This is a genomic window from Ramlibacter humi (genome assembly GCF_004681975.1).
Taxonomy (GTDB): Bacteria; Pseudomonadota; Gammaproteobacteria; order Burkholderiales; family Burkholderiaceae_C; genus Ramlibacter; species Ramlibacter humi.
This window is the reverse complement of the sequence record NZ_SMLK01000003.1, coordinates 167,491-182,983: the sequence shown is the minus strand read 5'-3', so window position 1 is coordinate 182,983 and position 15,493 is coordinate 167,491. Positions and strand designations below refer to the sequence as shown.

General features: G+C 69.6%; 14 protein-coding genes. 7 read left to right on the top strand and 7 right to left on the bottom strand.

Annotated features, from left to right (window positions below; all coding sequences use genetic code 11):
* Nucleotide 1: 1 nt before the first annotated feature.
* The 3 genes from EZ216_RS11835 to EZ216_RS11825 form a co-directional block, all read right to left on the bottom strand.
* On the bottom strand, nt 2-1,327 hold the full coding sequence (locus tag EZ216_RS11835; RefSeq protein WP_135249975.1) for a solute carrier family 23 protein: 1,326 nt from the start codon (nt 1,325-1,327) through the stop codon (nt 2-4).
* 68 nt (nt 1,328-1,395) lie between these two features.
* A complete protein-coding gene (locus EZ216_RS11830) occupies nt 1,396-2,283 on the bottom strand; it encodes an alpha/beta hydrolase (protein ID WP_135249974.1) in 888 nt (295 codons plus the stop codon).
* A gap of 189 nt (nt 2,284-2,472) precedes the next feature.
* The gene (locus EZ216_RS11825) at nt 2,473-3,078 is read right to left on the bottom strand and encodes a TetR/AcrR family transcriptional regulator (RefSeq protein WP_135249973.1); all 606 of its coding nucleotides are present in this window, start codon (nt 3,076-3,078) and stop codon (nt 2,473-2,475) included.
* Nucleotides 3,079-3,175: 97 nt separating this feature from the next.
* On the opposite strand from EZ216_RS11825, the gene EZ216_RS11820 reads away from it, so the two are divergent.
* Complete coding sequence (locus tag EZ216_RS11820; protein WP_135249972.1) at nt 3,176-5,188, top strand: acetoacetate--CoA ligase; 2,013 nt, start codon at nt 3,176-3,178, stop codon at nt 5,186-5,188.
* Between the two features lie 4 nt (nt 5,189-5,192).
* Here EZ216_RS11820 and EZ216_RS11815 read toward each other — a convergent pair whose 3' ends face one another.
* From EZ216_RS11815 to EZ216_RS11805, 3 genes are all read right to left on the bottom strand, one after another.
* Nucleotides 5,193-6,089 carry a DMT family transporter gene (locus EZ216_RS11815; RefSeq protein WP_135249971.1) on the bottom strand — a complete coding sequence of 299 codons (897 nt, stop codon included), beginning with the start codon at nt 6,087-6,089 and terminating at the stop codon, nt 5,193-5,195.
* A gap of 61 nt (nt 6,090-6,150) precedes the next feature.
* Nucleotides 6,151-6,588 carry a MarR family winged helix-turn-helix transcriptional regulator gene (locus EZ216_RS11810; RefSeq protein ID WP_135249970.1) on the bottom strand — a complete coding sequence of 146 codons (438 nt, stop codon included), beginning with the start codon at nt 6,586-6,588 and terminating at the stop codon, nt 6,151-6,153.
* Nucleotides 6,588-7,097, bottom strand: a complete 510-nt coding sequence (locus EZ216_RS11805; protein WP_135249969.1) for a flavin reductase family protein — start codon at nt 7,095-7,097, stop codon at nt 6,588-6,590. Before EZ216_RS11805 ends, EZ216_RS11810 begins: the two co-directional genes overlap by 1 nt.
* A gap of 50 nt (nt 7,098-7,147) precedes the next feature.
* Between EZ216_RS11805 and EZ216_RS11800 the strand changes: the two genes are divergently transcribed.
* The 4 genes from EZ216_RS11800 to EZ216_RS11785 are packed head-to-tail and all read left to right on the top strand — an operon-like array spanning nt 7,148 to nt 11,493.
* Complete coding sequence (locus EZ216_RS11800) at nt 7,148-8,191, top strand: 2,5-dihydroxypyridine 5,6-dioxygenase NicX family protein (RefSeq protein ID WP_135249968.1); 1,044 nt, start codon at nt 7,148-7,150, stop codon at nt 8,189-8,191.
* Nucleotides 8,188-8,976, top strand: coding sequence for an alpha/beta fold hydrolase (locus tag EZ216_RS11795; RefSeq protein ID WP_135249967.1), 789 nt, complete (start codon nt 8,188-8,190; stop codon nt 8,974-8,976). Before EZ216_RS11800 ends, EZ216_RS11795 begins: the two co-directional genes overlap by 4 nt.
* A 4-nt stretch (nt 8,977-8,980) precedes the next feature.
* Nucleotides 8,981-10,219 carry a serine hydrolase domain-containing protein gene (locus tag EZ216_RS11790; protein ID WP_135249966.1) on the top strand — a complete coding sequence of 413 codons (1,239 nt, stop codon included), beginning with the start codon at nt 8,981-8,983 and terminating at the stop codon, nt 10,217-10,219.
* A gap of 14 nt (nt 10,220-10,233) precedes the next feature.
* Complete coding sequence (locus tag EZ216_RS11785; protein WP_439126733.1) at nt 10,234-11,493, top strand: acyl-CoA dehydrogenase family protein; 1,260 nt, start codon at nt 10,234-10,236, stop codon at nt 11,491-11,493.
* 26 nt (nt 11,494-11,519) lie between these two features.
* Here EZ216_RS11785 and EZ216_RS11780 read toward each other — a convergent pair whose 3' ends face one another.
* Complete coding sequence (locus EZ216_RS11780; RefSeq protein ID WP_239024353.1) at nt 11,520-12,236, bottom strand: hypothetical protein; 717 nt, start codon at nt 12,234-12,236, stop codon at nt 11,520-11,522.
* 24 nt (nt 12,237-12,260) lie between these two features.
* Between EZ216_RS11780 and EZ216_RS11775 the strand changes: the two genes are divergently transcribed.
* Both EZ216_RS11775 and EZ216_RS11770 read left to right on the top strand, forming a co-directional pair.
* Nucleotides 12,261-13,091 carry a M14 family zinc carboxypeptidase gene (locus EZ216_RS11775; RefSeq protein ID WP_239024352.1) on the top strand — a complete coding sequence of 277 codons (831 nt, stop codon included), beginning with the start codon at nt 12,261-12,263 and terminating at the stop codon, nt 13,089-13,091.
* Nucleotides 13,092-13,150: 59 nt separating this feature from the next.
* On the top strand, nt 13,151-15,487 hold the full coding sequence (locus EZ216_RS11770; RefSeq protein WP_135249963.1) for a xanthine dehydrogenase family protein molybdopterin-binding subunit: 2,337 nt from the start codon (nt 13,151-13,153) through the stop codon (nt 15,485-15,487).
* Nucleotides 15,488-15,493: the final 6 nt, after the last annotated feature.

Genomic DNA, 15,493 nt, shown 5'->3' with positions numbered 1-15,493 from the left:
GTTAGTGCGAGCCGGGCGCCGGCGTGGCCGCCGGCATCGGGCGCGCCTGGCCGCCGCGGCTGAGCAGCGCGTACAGCAGGATGGCGCCGAAGGTGGCGGTGCCGATGCCGCCCAGCGCGAAGCCGCCGAACTTCAGCGTGAAGTCGCCCGTGCCCAGCACCAGCGTGACGGCCGCGACGATGAGGTTGCGGTTGTCCGAGAAGTCCACGCGGTTGTCCACCCAGATCTTGGCGCCCGCGGCGGCGATGAGGCCGAACACCACGATGGACACGCCACCCATCACCGGCAGCGGGATGGCCTGGATCACGGCGCCGAACTTGGGAGAGAAGCCCAGCACGATGGCGATGGCCGCCGCCAGCACGAACACCGCGGTGGAGTAGATCTTGGTGGCCGCCATCACGCCGATGTTTTCCGCGTACGTGGTCACGCCGGTGCCGCCCGCGAAGCCGCTGACGACCGTGGCGACGCCGTCGCCGATGAACGCGCGGCCCATGTAGGCGTCAAGGTTGCGGCCCGTCATCGCGGTCACGGCCTTGATGTGGCCCAGGTTCTCGGCCACCAGGATGATGGCCACCGGCGCGATCAGCAGCATCGCGGAACTGTTGAACTGCGGCGCCGCGAATGCAGGCGCGCCGGCCCATGCGGCCGCGGCGATGCCGCTCAGGTCCATCGGCTTGCCCAGCCCCAGGCCGTTGGCGAGCACCGCGTACACGATGCTGGCGACGATCAGGCCCATGAGGATCAGCAGGCGCTGCACCATGCCACGCGTGAACACCGCGACGAGCGCCACGCAGACGAAGGTGACGGCCTGCATCCACGAATCGAAGGTGCTGGACGCCATGTTCTTCACCGGGATGCTGGCGAGATTCAGGCCGATGACCGCCACCACCGAGCCGGTGACCACAGGCGGCATCAGGCGTTCGATCCAGCCCGTGCCCGCGGCCTGCACGATGGCGCCGATGACGATGTACACGACGCCGCAGGCGATGATGCCGCCCAGCGCCACGCCGATGTTGCCGTTTGGGCCCTTGCCCGCGTACGCGGTGGCCGCGATCACCACGCCGATGAAGGCGAAGCTGGAGCCCAGGTAGCTGGGCACCTTGCCGCCGGTGATCAGGAAGAAGATCAGCGTACCGATGCCGCTCATGAGGATGGCCAGGTTCGGGTCGAACCCCATGAGGATGGGCGCGAGCACGGTGGCGCCGAACATGGCGATGACGTGCTGCACGCCCATGGCCGCGGTCTGCGGCCAGGGCAGGCGCTCGTCGGGCGCGATGACGCCGCCTTGTTGCAGCACCTGCGCCGGTTTTTCCGTCCAGTTGAACATTCGTTTCTCCTCTCCGTTGTCGATGAGGCGAATGTACGCGCGCGGCGCGGCGCGGGGCAAGGGCGCTTTCAGCGCAGGAAGGTGGCCACGGCCTCCAAGACCGATGGCTCTTTCAAGAGCTTGCGATGGCCCAGTCCCTCCGTCGGCAGCAGTTTCGCACCGGCAATGGCCGCCACGAACGCCTCGCCGTCGTGGAAGCGGTTGATGCTGTCAGCGCGGTCGTGGACCACCAGCGTCGAAGCGCGGATGCGCGGGCCCGAGGCGTGCGGCTCGAACTGCGCCATCAGCACGCCTTCACGCGCTTCGATGCGCGACTGCATGCGGGCGCGCGTGGCTTCGGACAAGCCGAACACCGCGGCGAAGAGGCGCGTGAACTCGCGCGGCGAGGCGGGTGGCGCCAGCAGCACCAGGCGTTGCATCGCCAGGCCGCGCGCCGCCGCATAGGCCGCGGCGTTGGCGCCGAGCGAGTGCGCGATCACGGCGTGCAGCGTGTGGCCTTGCTGCGCCAGCCGCGCTGCCACGTAGTCGATCGCGCGCGCGAACTGCGGCAGGTTGCTCACGCTGCCGCGGCTGCGGCCATGCGCGGGCAGGTCCACCAGCACCGGGCGCAGTCCCGCCTTGGCGACGGCATCGGCCAGCGCCAGCATCTGCCGCGCATGCCCGCCCCAGCCGTGCACCAGCAGCACCGTGGGTGCATGCGGCGCCGCGGCGGGCGAGTAGAACGTGAGGCTGGCGTCCTCGAAGGGCCACGACTCGACGCGCCAGCCGGCGCTCCACGTACCGCCGCGTTGCAGCCAGCGGGGCGGCAGCGGCGTGCCGAACAGGCGGTAGGCCGCGCGCACGGCGAGCGAAGGCCAGAGGCGCTGGAAGGCGCCCAGCGCCAGGCGGAACACGCGCACGCCCGGGCTGGTGTCGTAGAAGGCCGAGGCGGCCTGCAGGGTGGTGCGCGCCGTCATCAGAAGAACACCATGTCGTCGTTGCGGCGCGGCAGGTGGCGCACGGCTTCGGCGGCGCCGCGGACGGCGCGCCAAACGGCATAGATCGCGGCCAGGGCGAGGAGGGTCAGCATGTCAGCTCCTTTCTTCGCACAATCGTGCGAAATTCGGTCGAACGTTCAGGGTCCATGTCTCCTCCTGGTGGCCCGGTTACTGCGGCAGGTAGCTCGCCAGCAGGCGGCGCCAGCTGGCTTGTGCGCGCTCTGCGGCGCGGTGGTCGCGCAGGAAGCGCACGTCGTGCACCATGCCCAGCGCGAGCGAATAGATCTCGCCGACCAGCTGGTCGGCATCGGTGTCGGCCTGCAGGTGCCCGGCCTCGATGGCCTGCAGCACGGTGCGCCGCAACGCGCCGCGCCAGCGCATCACTTCCGAATGCAGCAGGTCGCGCAGCGGGCCCTCGCGATCATCCAGCTCGAAGGCGCCGGCGCTGAAGATGCAGCCGGACCTGGCCTCGACGTCGCGCATGCGAACGATCCAGCGCTGCACGATGGTGTCCAGCCGCGGCAGGCCCTTGGGCTGCTGCATCGCCGGCACGAACACGTCGTCGATGAAGCGGCGGCCGAACTCTTCCACCACCGCCTTCTGCAGCGTCTCGCGCGAACCCACGCGCGAGAACACGCCGCTCTTGGAAAGGCCGATGCGGTCGGCCACCGCCTGCAGCGTGATGGATTCCAGCCCTTCCGCGGCGGCAAGGTCCAGCGCCGCGCCGACGATGGCGGCACGGGTCAATTCGCTGCGCTGGGTCTTGGCTTCCACGCGGCGCACTTTAGCACGATCGTGCGAAATCGCAAGCCGACCGTGATCCGGGTTGCCGCCGAGGCGTCTGCCGCCGCGCCGCGCTACGCTCCCCCGCATGACCCGACCGCCTTTCGTTCCCCAGATCCGGCTGTACCAGGATTGGCTGCGCGAGCACCGCGGCCTGGAGTTCGCCAGCTACGACGAGCTGTGGCGCTGGTCCATCGATGACCTGGACGAGTTCTGGCAGAGCATCTGGGACGCCTTCCGCATCGAGTCGCCGACGCCGCACTCGGCCGTGCTGGCCGACGCGAAGATGCCCGGCGCGGTGTGGTTCCCCGGCGCGCAGGTGAACTACGCGCGGCAGGTGCTGCGGCACGTGGACGCGGCGCATGCCGCCGGCTTCCCGGCACTGATCGCCCGCAACGAGAAAGGTGACAAGCGGGACCTGTCATGGCTGGACCTGCGCCGCCAAGTCGCTTCGCTGGCGCTGCACCTGAAGGCGCACGGCTTGCGAAAGGGTGATCGCGTCGCCGCGTACCTGCCCAACGTGCCCGAAGCCATCGTCGCCTTCCTCGCCGTCGTCAGCCTGGGCGGCATCTGGAGCATCTGCGCGCCCGACATGGGCACCAACGCGGTGCTGGACCGTTTCCGCCAGATCGAGCCCAAGGTGCTGATCGCCTGTGACGGCGTGACGTACGGCCACAAGGACTACGACCGCGCCGACGTGGTGGCGCAGCTGCGCGCGGAACTGCCGAGCGTGAAGCACCTGGTGGGCCTGCGCAACCTGGGCACGGGCACGCTGAAGGCCGACGCCTGGTACCACGATGCGGTCGCGCGCGACGACCAGGCGACGAGGGCGTTCGAACCCGAGTGGGTGCCGTTCGAGCACCCGATCTGGATCGTGTACTCCAGCGGCACCACCGGCCTGCCCAAGCCGATCGTGCACGGGCACGGCGGCATCATGCTGGTGATGCTGGCGCACCTGGTGCTGCACAGCGACATCGGCTGCAGCTACCTGCCCAACAACTGGGGCGAGCGCTACCACTGGTACAGCAGCACCGGCTGGGTGATGTGGAACGCGCAGATGGCGGCGCTGATGAACGGCACCACCTGCTGCCTGTTCGACGGCAGCCCCGCGGGCCCGCGCGAGGCGCCGGACTGGTCGACGCTGTGGCGCTTCGGCGCCGAGGTGGGCACCACGTTCTTCGGCGCGGGCGCGGCGTTCTTCGCCAACTGCATGAAGGCCAACGTGGACCTGCCCGCCATCCGCGGATTGAAGTCGGTGCGCGCGCTGGGCACCACCGGCTCGCCGTTGTCCGAAGACGTGCAGCGCTGGGTCAACGCGCAGTTCGCGGCCATGGGCAAGCCCGGCATGTGGTGGGCCAACATCTCCGGCGGCACCGACTTCGCCGGCGCCTTCATCGGCGGCAACCGCGAACTGCCGCTGGTGCCGGGCGAGATGCAGTGCCGCCTGCTCGGCTGCGCGGTGGAAGCGTGGGACGAACAAGGCCGGCCGGTGGTCAACGAAGTGGGCGAGCTGGTGTGCACCAGGCCCATCCCTTCGATGCCGCTGTACCTGTGGAACGACGAAGGCCGCAAGCGATACCTGTCCTCGTACTTCGACACTTACCCCAGCGTCTGGCGCCATGGCGACTGGTTGAAGGTGACGGCCGACGGCGGCTGCATCATCTATGGCCGCAGCGACGCGACGATCAACCGCCACGGCCTGCGCATGGGCACCAGCGAGCTTTACAGCGCGGTAGAAGCTTTGCCGGAAGTGCTGGACTCCATGGTGGTCGACCTGGAATACCTGGGCCGCGACAGCTGGATGCCGCTGTTCGTGGTGCTGCGTCCCGGCGTGGCGCTGGACACCGCGCTGCGCCAGAAACTCAACGACGCGATCCGCCGCGCCCTCAGCCCGCGCTTCGTGCCCGACCAGATCTACCAGGTCGCCGAGATCCCGCGCACGCTCTCGGGCAAGAAGCAGGAACTACCGATCAAGAAGCTGCTGCTGGGCCAGCCGCTGGAGAAAGTGGTGAACCGCGACGCGATGGCCAACCCGGGTTGCCTGGGCTGGTACGAGCAGCTGGCGCGCGAGCGCCAGCAGGCGCAACGCGCGGCGGCCTGACCCGTCAGCTGCGCTTCCGGTTCACCAGCACGATGCCGGCGGCCACGCCGGCCAGCGCCAGCATCAGCTGCACCGTCAGCGGCTCGTGCAGCAGCACGACGCCGAACACCAGCGCGAACACCGGCGTGAGGAAGGTGAACGAAGCCATCTGCGTCGCCGGGTAGTGCCGCAGCAGCCACATCCACGCCAGGTAGCTGGCGAAGGCGCCGATGATGGTCTGCGCCGCCAGCGAACCCCACGCTTGCGCGGAATAGCTGAACGACCAGGGCTCGCCCCAGGCCAGCGACAGGAACGGCACCACGGCCGCCGTGACTGCCACTTGGTAGAACAGCGTCTTCTCGGCCGACGCGCTTCCCAGCTTCGATCCGCGGATCACCAGCGTCGTCAGGCCCCACAACGTGCCGGCCACCAGGGCCAGCGCGTCGCCGCGCAACTGGCGTGCGGTGGTGTGGCCCATGAAGCCCTCGCCGAAAGCGACCGCCACGCCGACGAAGGCGATGAGCAGGCCGGCCCATTGCACGCCATGCAGCTTCTCCGTCGGCACCACGCGCGGCATCAGCAGCGCGACGACGAAGGGCGAGGTGTAGAGGAACACCGTCAGGCGCGATGCCGTGGTGTCGCGCAGGCCCAGGTAGATGCAGCAGAACTCGCCGGCGAACAACGCGCCCGCCAGCAGGCCGGCGCGCAGCGTGCCGTCGCGGCCGAAGAGCGACACGCCGCGGATGGCGCACCACGCCCACAGCAGACCGGTGGCGCAGACGAACCGGATCGAGGCCTGCCACAGGGGCGGAACCTCACCCACCGTGGTCTTGATCAGGATCTGCTGGAAGCCCCAGAACAGGCAGCAGGCGATGAGAAGCCCGACGGCCAGCCCGTCGAGGTGGTGTTTTCGTTCGCTCATCCGTCGATGCTAGCGGCGCAGGCGCGATGCCGCTTGGGGTCCGCTACCGACAACGATGGTGCTACACGCGGTGTTCGGCCTGGTGCGCGACGAGCTTTTCCAGCAGCGAGCGCAGCGCCTTTTTCTCGGTGGCGCCCAACGCGCGCAGCAGCTTCGCCTCGTGCGCCTTGGCCTGTTCCACCAGCGGCTTCACCAGGCGGCGGCCGGCCGCGGTGGCGCTCACCAGCGTGCGGCGCTGGTCGGCCGGATCGGCCTGCAGCGCGACCCAGCCCTGGTCGGCCATTCGCTGGACCAGCTTGGTGACGGTGGGCTGCTTGGACAGCACCTCGTGCGCCAGCTGGCTGACGGTGAGCGGGCCGCCGTCGTGCAGCGTCGCGAGCGTGCGCCACTCGATGGAGCTGAGCCCGCGCGCGCGCACCTGCGCGTCGAAGTCCTTGTACAGCGCGTGATTCGCCTGGCCCAGGAGATAGCCCAGGTAGTTGTCGACGAACCGCTCCATTACAGCGGCAGCTCGGTGTAGAAGCGGCCGCCGTGGAACAGGAGCGGCGCGGCGCCGGGCTTGTACGTCACGCGCTCCACCTCGCCGACGAAGATGACGTGGTCGCCTTCCTCGTAGCGGCTGCGGTTGAAGCATTCGAAGATGGCCGCGGCGCCGGTGATCAGCGGCGCATTGCCGACGCCCGTGGCGTAGTCCACGCCGCTCCAGCGGTCGGCGCCCTTGATGGCGAACTTCTCGGCCAGCAGCTTCTGGTCGGCCGCGAGGATGTGGATGGCGTAGTGCGAACCGGTGCTGAAGGCGGGCAGCGAAGCCGCCGCGCGCGCCAGGCTCCACAGCACCAGCGGCGGATCCAGCGACACCGAGTTGAACGAGTTGGCCGTCAGCCCGATGGGTTGGCCTTCCGCCGTGGTGGCCGTCACGATGGTCACCCCGGTGGCGAACATGCCGAGCGCGGAGCGGAACTCCTTGGGCGAGAAGGCGGGCGGCTGGGCCTTGGGGGGCGGGCTCATCGGCGGTTTTGCATGAAATTTCATGTAGTATGGATCAAACCGGAGGCCGCATGTTGCAGGAGCGAATCGAATCCGACTGGCTGCAGGCCTTCGAAAACGTGCTGCGGCGTTGCGCGCTCCAGCACGGCGACACGGTGGCCGTGCTCAGCGAAAGCCAGAGCCGGCCGGTGCTCGTGCAACTGGCTGAGCTGGCCGCCGCGTGCATCGGCGCACGTGTGTTCGGCGTGGTGATGCCGTCCCCATCCGTGCACAACGGGCCGCCCGCGCGGTCCACCGGCGCATCGGAAGCGTTGCAGGGCATCGCGCCGGCCATCGCCGCGCTGGCCGGCAGCACACTGGTGGTGGACTGCACCGTCGAAGGTTTGATGCACGCGCCCGAACTTCCCGCCATCCTGAAAGGCGGCGCGCGCGTGCTCTACGTGAGCAACGAACACCCGGAGGCGCTCGCGCGGCTGGCCCCTTCGGACGATAGCTCGATGGAGCTAAGGGTCAAGGACCACGTCAAGCGGTTGCGCGCCGCGAAGCAGATGCGCGTCACTTCGGCGGCCGGCACCGAGCTCACCATCTCGCTGGAAGGCGCGGTGGCCGGTGGCAACTGGGGTTACACCACGCGCCCCGGCACGATCACGCATTGGCCCGGCGGGCTGGCGCTCGCGTTTCCGGCGAAGGGTGCGGTCAACGGCAAGCTGGTGCTTGCACCGGGCGACGTCAACCTCACCTTCAAGCGCTACCTGGAACAAGCGGTGACGCTCACCGTCGAAGCCGACCACGTCACGCGCATCGACGGCCGCGGCGTCGATGCCGAGCTGATGCGCAGCCACTTCGAAGCCTGGGGCGACCGCGAGGCGTATGCGGTCAGCCACGTGGGCTGGGGCCTGAACGAAGCCGCGCGCTGGGACAGCATGGCCCTCTACGACAAGCGCGACTTCAACGGCACCGAGCTGCGCGCCTTCGCCGGCAACTTCCTCTACAGCACCGGCGCCAACGAAGTGGCGGGGCGGCACACCCGCGGCCACTTCGACCTGCCGATGCGCAACTGCACCGTGGCCCTGGATGGCCAGAAGGTCGTGGAAGAAGGGCGCCTTCTCGCATGAGCGTGCTGCCGACGTTCACGACCCTGGGTTCCGGCCCCACCGTGCTGATGCTGCACGGCATCGGCGGCGGCCATCTCTCGTTCGCGCCGCAGGTGGAATCGCTGGCCTCGGCGGGCTACCGCGCGGTGGCCTGGGACATGCCGGGCTACGGCCGCAGCGCCCCCATCGAGCCCTACACCTTCAAGGGCCTGGCCGAAAGCTGCATCACGCTGATCGAAGGCCTGCGCTGCAAGCAGGTCGTGCTGATCGGCCACAGCATGGGCGGCATGGTGGCGCAGGAAGTGCTGGTGCGCCGGCCGGAATTGGTCAGCCGCCTGGTGCTGTGCGGCACCTCACCTTCGTTCGGCAAGCCCGATGGCGACTGGCAGCGCGAGTTCATCGCCTCTCGCACCGCGCCGCTCGACGCGGGCAAGACCATGGCGCAGCTGGCCGAAGTGCTGGTGCCGCAGATGATCGGCCCCGGTTCGCTCCCCGAAGGCGTGCGCCTGGCGCACCATTGCATGTCGCAGGTGAACCCGTCGACGTACCGCCGCGCGCTGGAGGCGCTGGTCACCTTCGACCGGCGCGCACAGCTGCCGCAGATCCACGTGCCCACGCTGCTGATCGCGGGCGAGCACGACCGCAATGCGCCGCCGGCCGTCATGAAGAAGATGGGGCAGTCCATCGTCGGCAGCACCTATCTCGAGATGGCCGGCATCGGCCACCTGCAGAACCTGGAAGCGCCCGACGAATTCGACGCCGCGGTGCTCAACTTCCTGAACCTGCCGCGGCAGCTGTTGCACTGAGCGCATGAAGGCCGCACTCGCCGCCGTCCTGGCCGTGGCCGCCTGCGCCGCGCAGGCCGAGCCCGACGAAGCACGCCTGGGCAAGGACCTGGGTTATCCGGTCGGCACGCGCGAGACCTGGTACGCCAACCCTTACCGCGTGGGGTCGTGGTCGGCGCTGGACCAGGTTCGCGGTGTCCTGGTGCGCCGCGTGGCGGCGTCCGCGCAGCCGATGCCGTTGCCGCCGATGGCGTCGCCACCCGCCATTCGCTACCGGTACCGCAACATCGGCTACTCGCTGGACGAGTACCTCGAGCGCCAGCGCACCACCGGGCTGATCGTGCTGAAGGACGGCCAGGTCGTCGCGGAGCATTACCGCTACGGCCGCCGGCCGGACGCGCGCTTCCTGTCGTTCTCCATGGCCAAGAGCGTGGTGTCGCTGCTCGTCGGCATCGCCAACGCGCGCGGCGACATCGCGTCGCTCGATGACCCGGCGCAACGCTACGTCAAGGACCTGGAAGGCACCGCTTACGGTGCCACGACCATCCGGCAGCTGCTGCGCATGTCTTCGGGGCTGACGTTCACCGAACGCTACGACGGCACCGACGACATCGCCCGGCTCAGCTACGCATTCGCCAACAACCCGCGTGGTTCGATCGACGTGCTGCGCGGCATCTCCGACCGCCATTCGCCTGCTGGCGAGAAGTTCGTCTATGCCAGCGCCGAGACCGACGTGCTGGGCCGCGTGGTGGCCGGCGCCACCGGGCGCAGCGTCGGTGAGCTGACGCAGGACTGGCTGTGGAAGCCGATGGGCGCGGAGCACGAGGCGTTCTGGCGCATCGGCCGCGACGGCCAGGAAGGCCACCACGGCTACTTCAACGCCACCCTGCGCGACTGGGCACGCCTCGGGCTGCTGCTGGCGCATGACGGCCAGGCGAATGGCCGGCAAGTCGTGCCGCGCGATTACCTGATGGACGCCACCGACGTGAAACGCCAGCCCGCTGCATTCCAGCCGGGGCGCGCCACGCCGTACTGGGGCTACGGCTACCAGTTCTGGCTGGCGCCGATGCGCGAGCGCACGTTCGCGCTGCAAGGCGTGCACGGCCAGACGGTCTACGTTCAGCCGGGCACCGGCATCGTGCTGGTGCTGACGTCGGTGTGGGAGCAGGCCAGCGGCAGGCAGGACCCGCAGCCCTACGAAGAGCGCGAAGCGCTGTGGCGCGGCGTGCTGCAGTCGCTGGGCGGCAGGCCCGAACGCAATTGAGGAGACAAGCAAGCATGGACGCGATGCAGAGCCTGGGCTTCACGCCCGCCGTCGGCGACACCGAACTCACGGCGCAGCAGCGGTCGCTGCTGTCGCTGGCGCACGAACTGGGCGAGCGGAAGTTCGCGCCGCGGGCACGCCAATGGGACGAGACCGCCACCTTCCCGTTCGCCAACTACGAAGACCTGCGCGACAGCGGCCTGCTGGCGCTGTGTGTGCCCAAGGACCACGGTGGCGGAGGCTCGGATTACGCGACCTACATGATGGTGGCCGCCGAGATCGGCCGCTTCTGCGGCGCGACGGCGCTGACGTGGAACATGCACATCTGCTCCACCATGTGGACCGGCGTGCTGGCCGACGGCGTGCCGATGACCGAAGAGCAGCGCGCCGAGCACGTGCGCCGGCGAGAACTGCATTTCCGCCGTGTGGTGCAGGACGGCGCCATCTACGCGCAGCCGTTCTCCGAAGGCAGCGCCGCCGCCGCGGGCCGCGCGCCTTTCGGCACCACCGCACGCAAGGTCGATGGCGGGTGGATCGTCAACGGGCGCAAGATTTTCGCTTCGCTGTCCGGCGCGGCCAACTACTACGGCATCCTGTGCACCGAAGACCGCGAAGGCGTGAAGCCCGACCCGCGTGACACGCTGTACCTGGCCGTGCCCGCCGACAGCAAGGGGTTCGCCATCAGTGGCGAGTGGAACCCGCTGGGCATGCGCGGCACCGTGAGCCGCAACCTCACCTTCCAGGACGTGTTCGTCTCCGACGACGAACAACTCATGCCGCGCGGCGTGTACTTCAAGGGCGCGCAAACCTGGCCGGCGATGTTCTTTACGCTGGCGCCCACCTACCTGGGCCTCGCGAACGCGGCGTACGACTTCACCGTGAAGTACCTGCGCGGCGAAGTGGAAGGCGAGCCGCCGGTCAAGCGCCGCATGTACCCCACCAAACAGGTGGCGGTGGCGCAGATGCGCATCCAGCTGGAGAACCTGAAGAGCATCTTCCTGCGCGCCATCCGCGAAGCGCGGCCCAACCCGGGCAAGGACGAACGCATGCGCCTGTACGCGGCGCAGTACACCGTGATGGAAGGCGCCAACGACCTGGCGCGGCTGGCCATCCGCACCTGCGGCGGCCAGGGGATGATGAAGCACCTGCCGCTGGAGCGCATCTACCGCGACAGCCGCTGCGGCTCGCTGATGCTGCCATGGACCGCCGAGCTGGTGCTGGACCGCATGGGCCGCGAGACGCTGTACGAGCCCGGCGAGAAGGACGAGGCCTGATGCCCGGCGGGGGACCGGGCCTGTCGCTATTCCGCGCGGCGGCGCCACTGCCGCCACTGCCGCCACAGCAGCCACAGGCCCCAGGCGTTGGCAGCGACGACGATCGCGCAGCCTGCCTTGTGCACGCCCATGCCGATACCCCAGGCGCGTTCGCGCAGGCCCATGGTGCGCAGCAGGTACAGCCAGTCGTGGAAGCTGTCTTCGCCGGTGCGGCCGCCCAGCAGCATCAGCTGCAGGTCCATCGCGTCGTAGACGTAGGGCGCCAGGTCCAGCAGCGACACGCCGAACAGCCACAAGGCCAGCGAGACGCCGAACGCATCGCGGTTCGCGCGCCACAGCGCGACGCCCATCACGACGGGCATCAGCAGCTGGGCGAGGCTGCCGCCGGCCACGGTCATCCACTCACCGAGCGGAATGAAGACGACGTGGCCCGCCTCGTGGAAGATCAGCAGCGGGCGGTGGATGAAGCTGCGGACGATCTCGCCGTACGCCACGTCCAGCCGCATCAGCACCCAGCCCCAGTACGCGAAGCCGGCCCACAACACGGCGCGCATCCCGAGCAGCAGCGGATCGACGGGCGTGGGCGGTTCTTCGGCCCGCACCTCCATCGGCTCGATCACCGGCAGGCTGGCGGGCACCGCGCCGATCTTCGCCAGGATCACGCCGCAGCCGGGGCATTCGGCGGGAAAGTCCTGCTTCTGCGGCAACGATGCGTACTGGCACTTGGGGCAGCGGCTGAGCATGCGGCGCAGTGTAGGTTCGCGCGCGTGCTCGCCGTCACCGTGGCCGGACTGGTGTGCGCGGCTGCGCACCCAGCGCAGGCGGTCGCGCCGGGTTGCGCGGAGTTCGTGCACCGCCTGCCCAACCTGCCGGCCAAGCTGTGCGAGCAGGCGGGGCTGCAGCCGGGTCCGGCCAAGTCGTTCGGAGGAACGCCGCTGTACGTGCGCGACGTGCAGGCGGCGCAAGCGAAGCTGCGCGTGCTGGTGGTCGGCGCCATCCACGGCGATGAGCTGTCGTCGGCTTCGGTCGCCTTCCATTGGATCCGCTTGGCGCAGGAAGACGCGAACCTGCCGCAGCCCGTGCATTGGCGTTTCATCCCCGTGCTGAACCCGGACGGCGTGCTGGCGCGGCCGCCCAAGCGCACCAATGCGCATGGCGTGGACCTGAACCGCAATTTCCCGACGCCCAACTGGGAGCGCGACGCGGCGTTCTACTGGGAGAAGCGCACGCGCAAGGACCCGCGCCGCTGGCCCGGCCCGGCGCCGCTGTCCGAGCCGGAGAGCCGCTTCCTCTTCCAGGAAGTGGAGCGGTTCCAGCCACAGCTGATCGTGTCCATCCACGCGCCTTATGGCGTGCTGGACTTCGACGGCCCCAGCGTGCCGCCCTCGCGGCTGGGGCGCCTGTACCTCGACCAGGTGGGGATCTTTCCCGGTTCGCTGGGCAACTGGGGTGGGGTGCACAAGGGCGTGCCGGTGGTGACCATCGAGCTGCCCAACGCGATGCGCACGCCGCTGGACGCCGAGACGCGGCAGATGTGGCTGGACCTGTTGCGCTGGATCGGCGAACGGCTGGCGCCGGCGGGCGCGCCGTCGCGCTGAGCGCCCTGCAAGCAACGCAGGCCGGCGGCACAATCGCGCCTTCCCCCGGAAGGAGCCCCATGAGCGCAGACCTGGACACCCCCGACGTCGCGGCCCGCTTCGGCAGCGGACGAGCCGTCCCCCGCATCGAGGACGAAGGTTTGCTCAAAGGCGTGGGGCGCTACGCCGATGACATCCAGCCCACCGGGCAGCTGCGCGTGGCTTTCGTGCGCTCGCCGCATGCTCATGCGCGCATCGTGTCGGTCGACACCGCCAGCGCGCAGGGCATGCCCGGCGTGGTGCTGGTCGCCAGCGGCGCTGAGCTGGCGGGCGCGGGCGTCAAGCCCCTGCCGGTGAACGCGGGCTTCAAGCGTGCGGGCGGCGCCGCGGGGGCATCGCCCGAGCGCCGCGTGCTGGCGCACGAGCGCGTGCGCTTCGTCGGCGAGCCGGTGGCCATCGTGGTGGCCGAGACGCTGCAGCAGGCACGCGATGCGGCCGAGGCGGTGTGGGTCGAGTACGAAGAGCTGCCCGCGGTCAGCAACGTCGAGCAGGCCGTGCAAGGCGCGGCCGTCATCTGCGACGAAGCGCCGGACAACATCGCCGCCGAGGCGCGCTACGGCGACGCGGCGGGCGCCGGGGCCGCGTTCGCGAAAGCGGCGCATCGCGTCACGCTGTCGATCGAGAACCAGCGTGTTGCCGCGCTGTCGATCGAACCGCGCACGGTGCTGGCCTGGATCTCGGACGATCGCCGGCTCACTTTCCAGATGAGCACGCAGATGCCCTCGGGCGTGCGCAACACCGTCTGCGACCTGCTGAGCCTGAAGAAGGAACAGGTGCGCGTGACAGTGGGCGACGTCGGCGGCGGCTTCGGCATGAAGACCGGCGCTTACCCGGAAGACGTGGCCATCGCCTGGGCCGCGTGGAAGCTGCAGCGGCCGCTGAAGTGGGCCGCCGATCGCAGCGAGGAATTCCTGTCGTCGCACCACGGCCGCGACCTCAGCACCCAGGCCGAACTGGCGCTGGCCGCCGACGGCCGCATCCTCGCGCTGCGGCTGCACTCGCGTGCCAACGTGGGAGCGTACGCCACCGGCACCGGCGTCGCCATCCAGTTGTTGATCGGGCCCTGGGTGCAGACCAGCGTGTACGACATCCCGCTGGTGGACTTCCACTTCGAGGCGGTGATGACCAACACCGCGCCGACGGGCGCGTACCGCGGCGCCGGCCGGCCGGAGGCCATCTACACGATGGAGCGGCTGATGGACGAAGCCGCGCGCCAGACCGGCATCGACCGCGTGCAGCTGCGCCGCCGCAACTTCATCCGGCCCGAGCAGATGCCGTACAGGAATCCGATGAACCAGACCTACGACGTGGGCCGGTTCGAGCACGTCATGGACCAGGGCCTGAAGCAGGCCGGCTGGGACGGCTTCGAAGCGCGGCGCGCGAAGAGCCAGTCCGAAGGCAAGCTGCGCGGGCTGGGGCTGGCGACGTTCCTGGAGTGGACCGGCGGCAACGCGCTGGAAGAGCGCGTGACGGTCTCGGTGCTGGCGGACGGCATCATCGAAGTGTTCTCCGCCGTCAACCAGATGGGGCAGGGCATCGCCACCACGCTGGCGCAGCTGGTGGTGGACGTGTTCGGCGTGCCCATGGACCAGGTGCGCGTCGTCCTGGGCGACACCGACCGTGGCGACGGCTTCGGCAGCGCGGGCTCGCGCTCGATCTTCACCGGCGGCTCGGCGTTGCGAGAAGGCTCCGAGAAAACGCTGGCGGAAGCGAAGAAGCTCGCGGCCAAGGAACTCGAAGCCAGCGCGGAAGACCTCGACTACTCGGCGGGCCGCTTCCGTGTGCGGGGCACGGACCTCTCGGTGGACCTGTTCGCTCTCGCGGGCAAGCAGCCGCAGCGGCAGATTTTCCTGGAGAGCAGCACCGCCGTCGCCGGCCCCAGCTGGCCCAACGGCTGCCACGTCAGCGAAGTGGAAGTCGATCCGCAGACCGGCGAAGTGCGCGTGGTGGCATACAGCAGCGTCAACGACGTCGGCCGCGTGGTGAACCCCACCATCGTGCGCGGCCAGCTGGATGGCGGCGCGGTGCAAGGCATCGGCCAGGCGCTGCTGGAACAGGTGGTGTACGACAGCGGCAGCAGCCAGCTGCTGACCGGCAGCCTGATGGACTACGCGGCGCCGCGCGCCGACCTGGTGGCTTGCGAGTTCGTGACTTCGATGGACGAGAGCACGCCGTGCAAGAACAACCCGCTGGGCGTGAAGGGCGTCGGCGAGCTGGGCACGATCGGCGCGACGCCATGCGTGGTCAACGCGGTGGCCGATGCGCTGGCGCGCGGCGGCTTCGCGGCGGTCTCGCCGAAGCTGCAGATGCCGCTGACGCCGCTGCGGCTGTGGAACCAGATGCACGGCGCGGCATGACGCCGC

What these genes read in the sequence shown, in the direction of transcription:
- EZ216_RS11790 (WP_135249966.1), top strand. Translation starts at nt 8,981, where the DNA reads ATGAAGGCCGCACTCGCCGCCGTCCTGGCCGTGGCCGCCTGCGCCGCG.
- EZ216_RS11815 (WP_135249971.1), bottom strand. Translation starts at nt 6,089, where the DNA reads ATGAGCGAACGAAAACACCACCTCGACGGGCTGGCCGTCGGGCTTCTC.
- EZ216_RS11800 (WP_135249968.1), top strand. Translation starts at nt 7,148, where the DNA reads ATGTTGCAGGAGCGAATCGAATCCGACTGGCTGCAGGCCTTCGAAAAC.
- EZ216_RS11820 (WP_135249972.1), top strand. Translation starts at nt 3,176, where the DNA reads ATGACCCGACCGCCTTTCGTTCCCCAGATCCGGCTGTACCAGGATTGG.
- EZ216_RS11835 (WP_135249975.1), bottom strand. Translation starts at nt 1,327, where the DNA reads ATGTTCAACTGGACGGAAAAACCGGCGCAGGTGCTGCAACAAGGCGGC.
- EZ216_RS11795 (WP_135249967.1), top strand. Translation starts at nt 8,188, where the DNA reads ATGAGCGTGCTGCCGACGTTCACGACCCTGGGTTCCGGCCCCACCGTG.
- EZ216_RS11780 (WP_239024353.1), bottom strand. Translation starts at nt 12,236, where the DNA reads ATGCTCAGCCGCTGCCCCAAGTGCCAGTACGCATCGTTGCCGCAGAAG.
- EZ216_RS11785 (WP_439126733.1), top strand. Translation starts at nt 10,234, where the DNA reads ATGGACGCGATGCAGAGCCTGGGCTTCACGCCCGCCGTCGGCGACACC.
- EZ216_RS11770 (WP_135249963.1), top strand. Translation starts at nt 13,151, where the DNA reads ATGAGCGCAGACCTGGACACCCCCGACGTCGCGGCCCGCTTCGGCAGC.
- EZ216_RS11805 (WP_135249969.1), bottom strand. Translation starts at nt 7,097, where the DNA reads ATGAGCCCGCCCCCCAAGGCCCAGCCGCCCGCCTTCTCGCCCAAGGAG.
- EZ216_RS11830 (WP_135249974.1), bottom strand. Translation starts at nt 2,283, where the DNA reads ATGACGGCGCGCACCACCCTGCAGGCCGCCTCGGCCTTCTACGACACC.
- EZ216_RS11810 (WP_135249970.1), bottom strand. Translation starts at nt 6,588, where the DNA reads ATGGAGCGGTTCGTCGACAACTACCTGGGCTATCTCCTGGGCCAGGCG.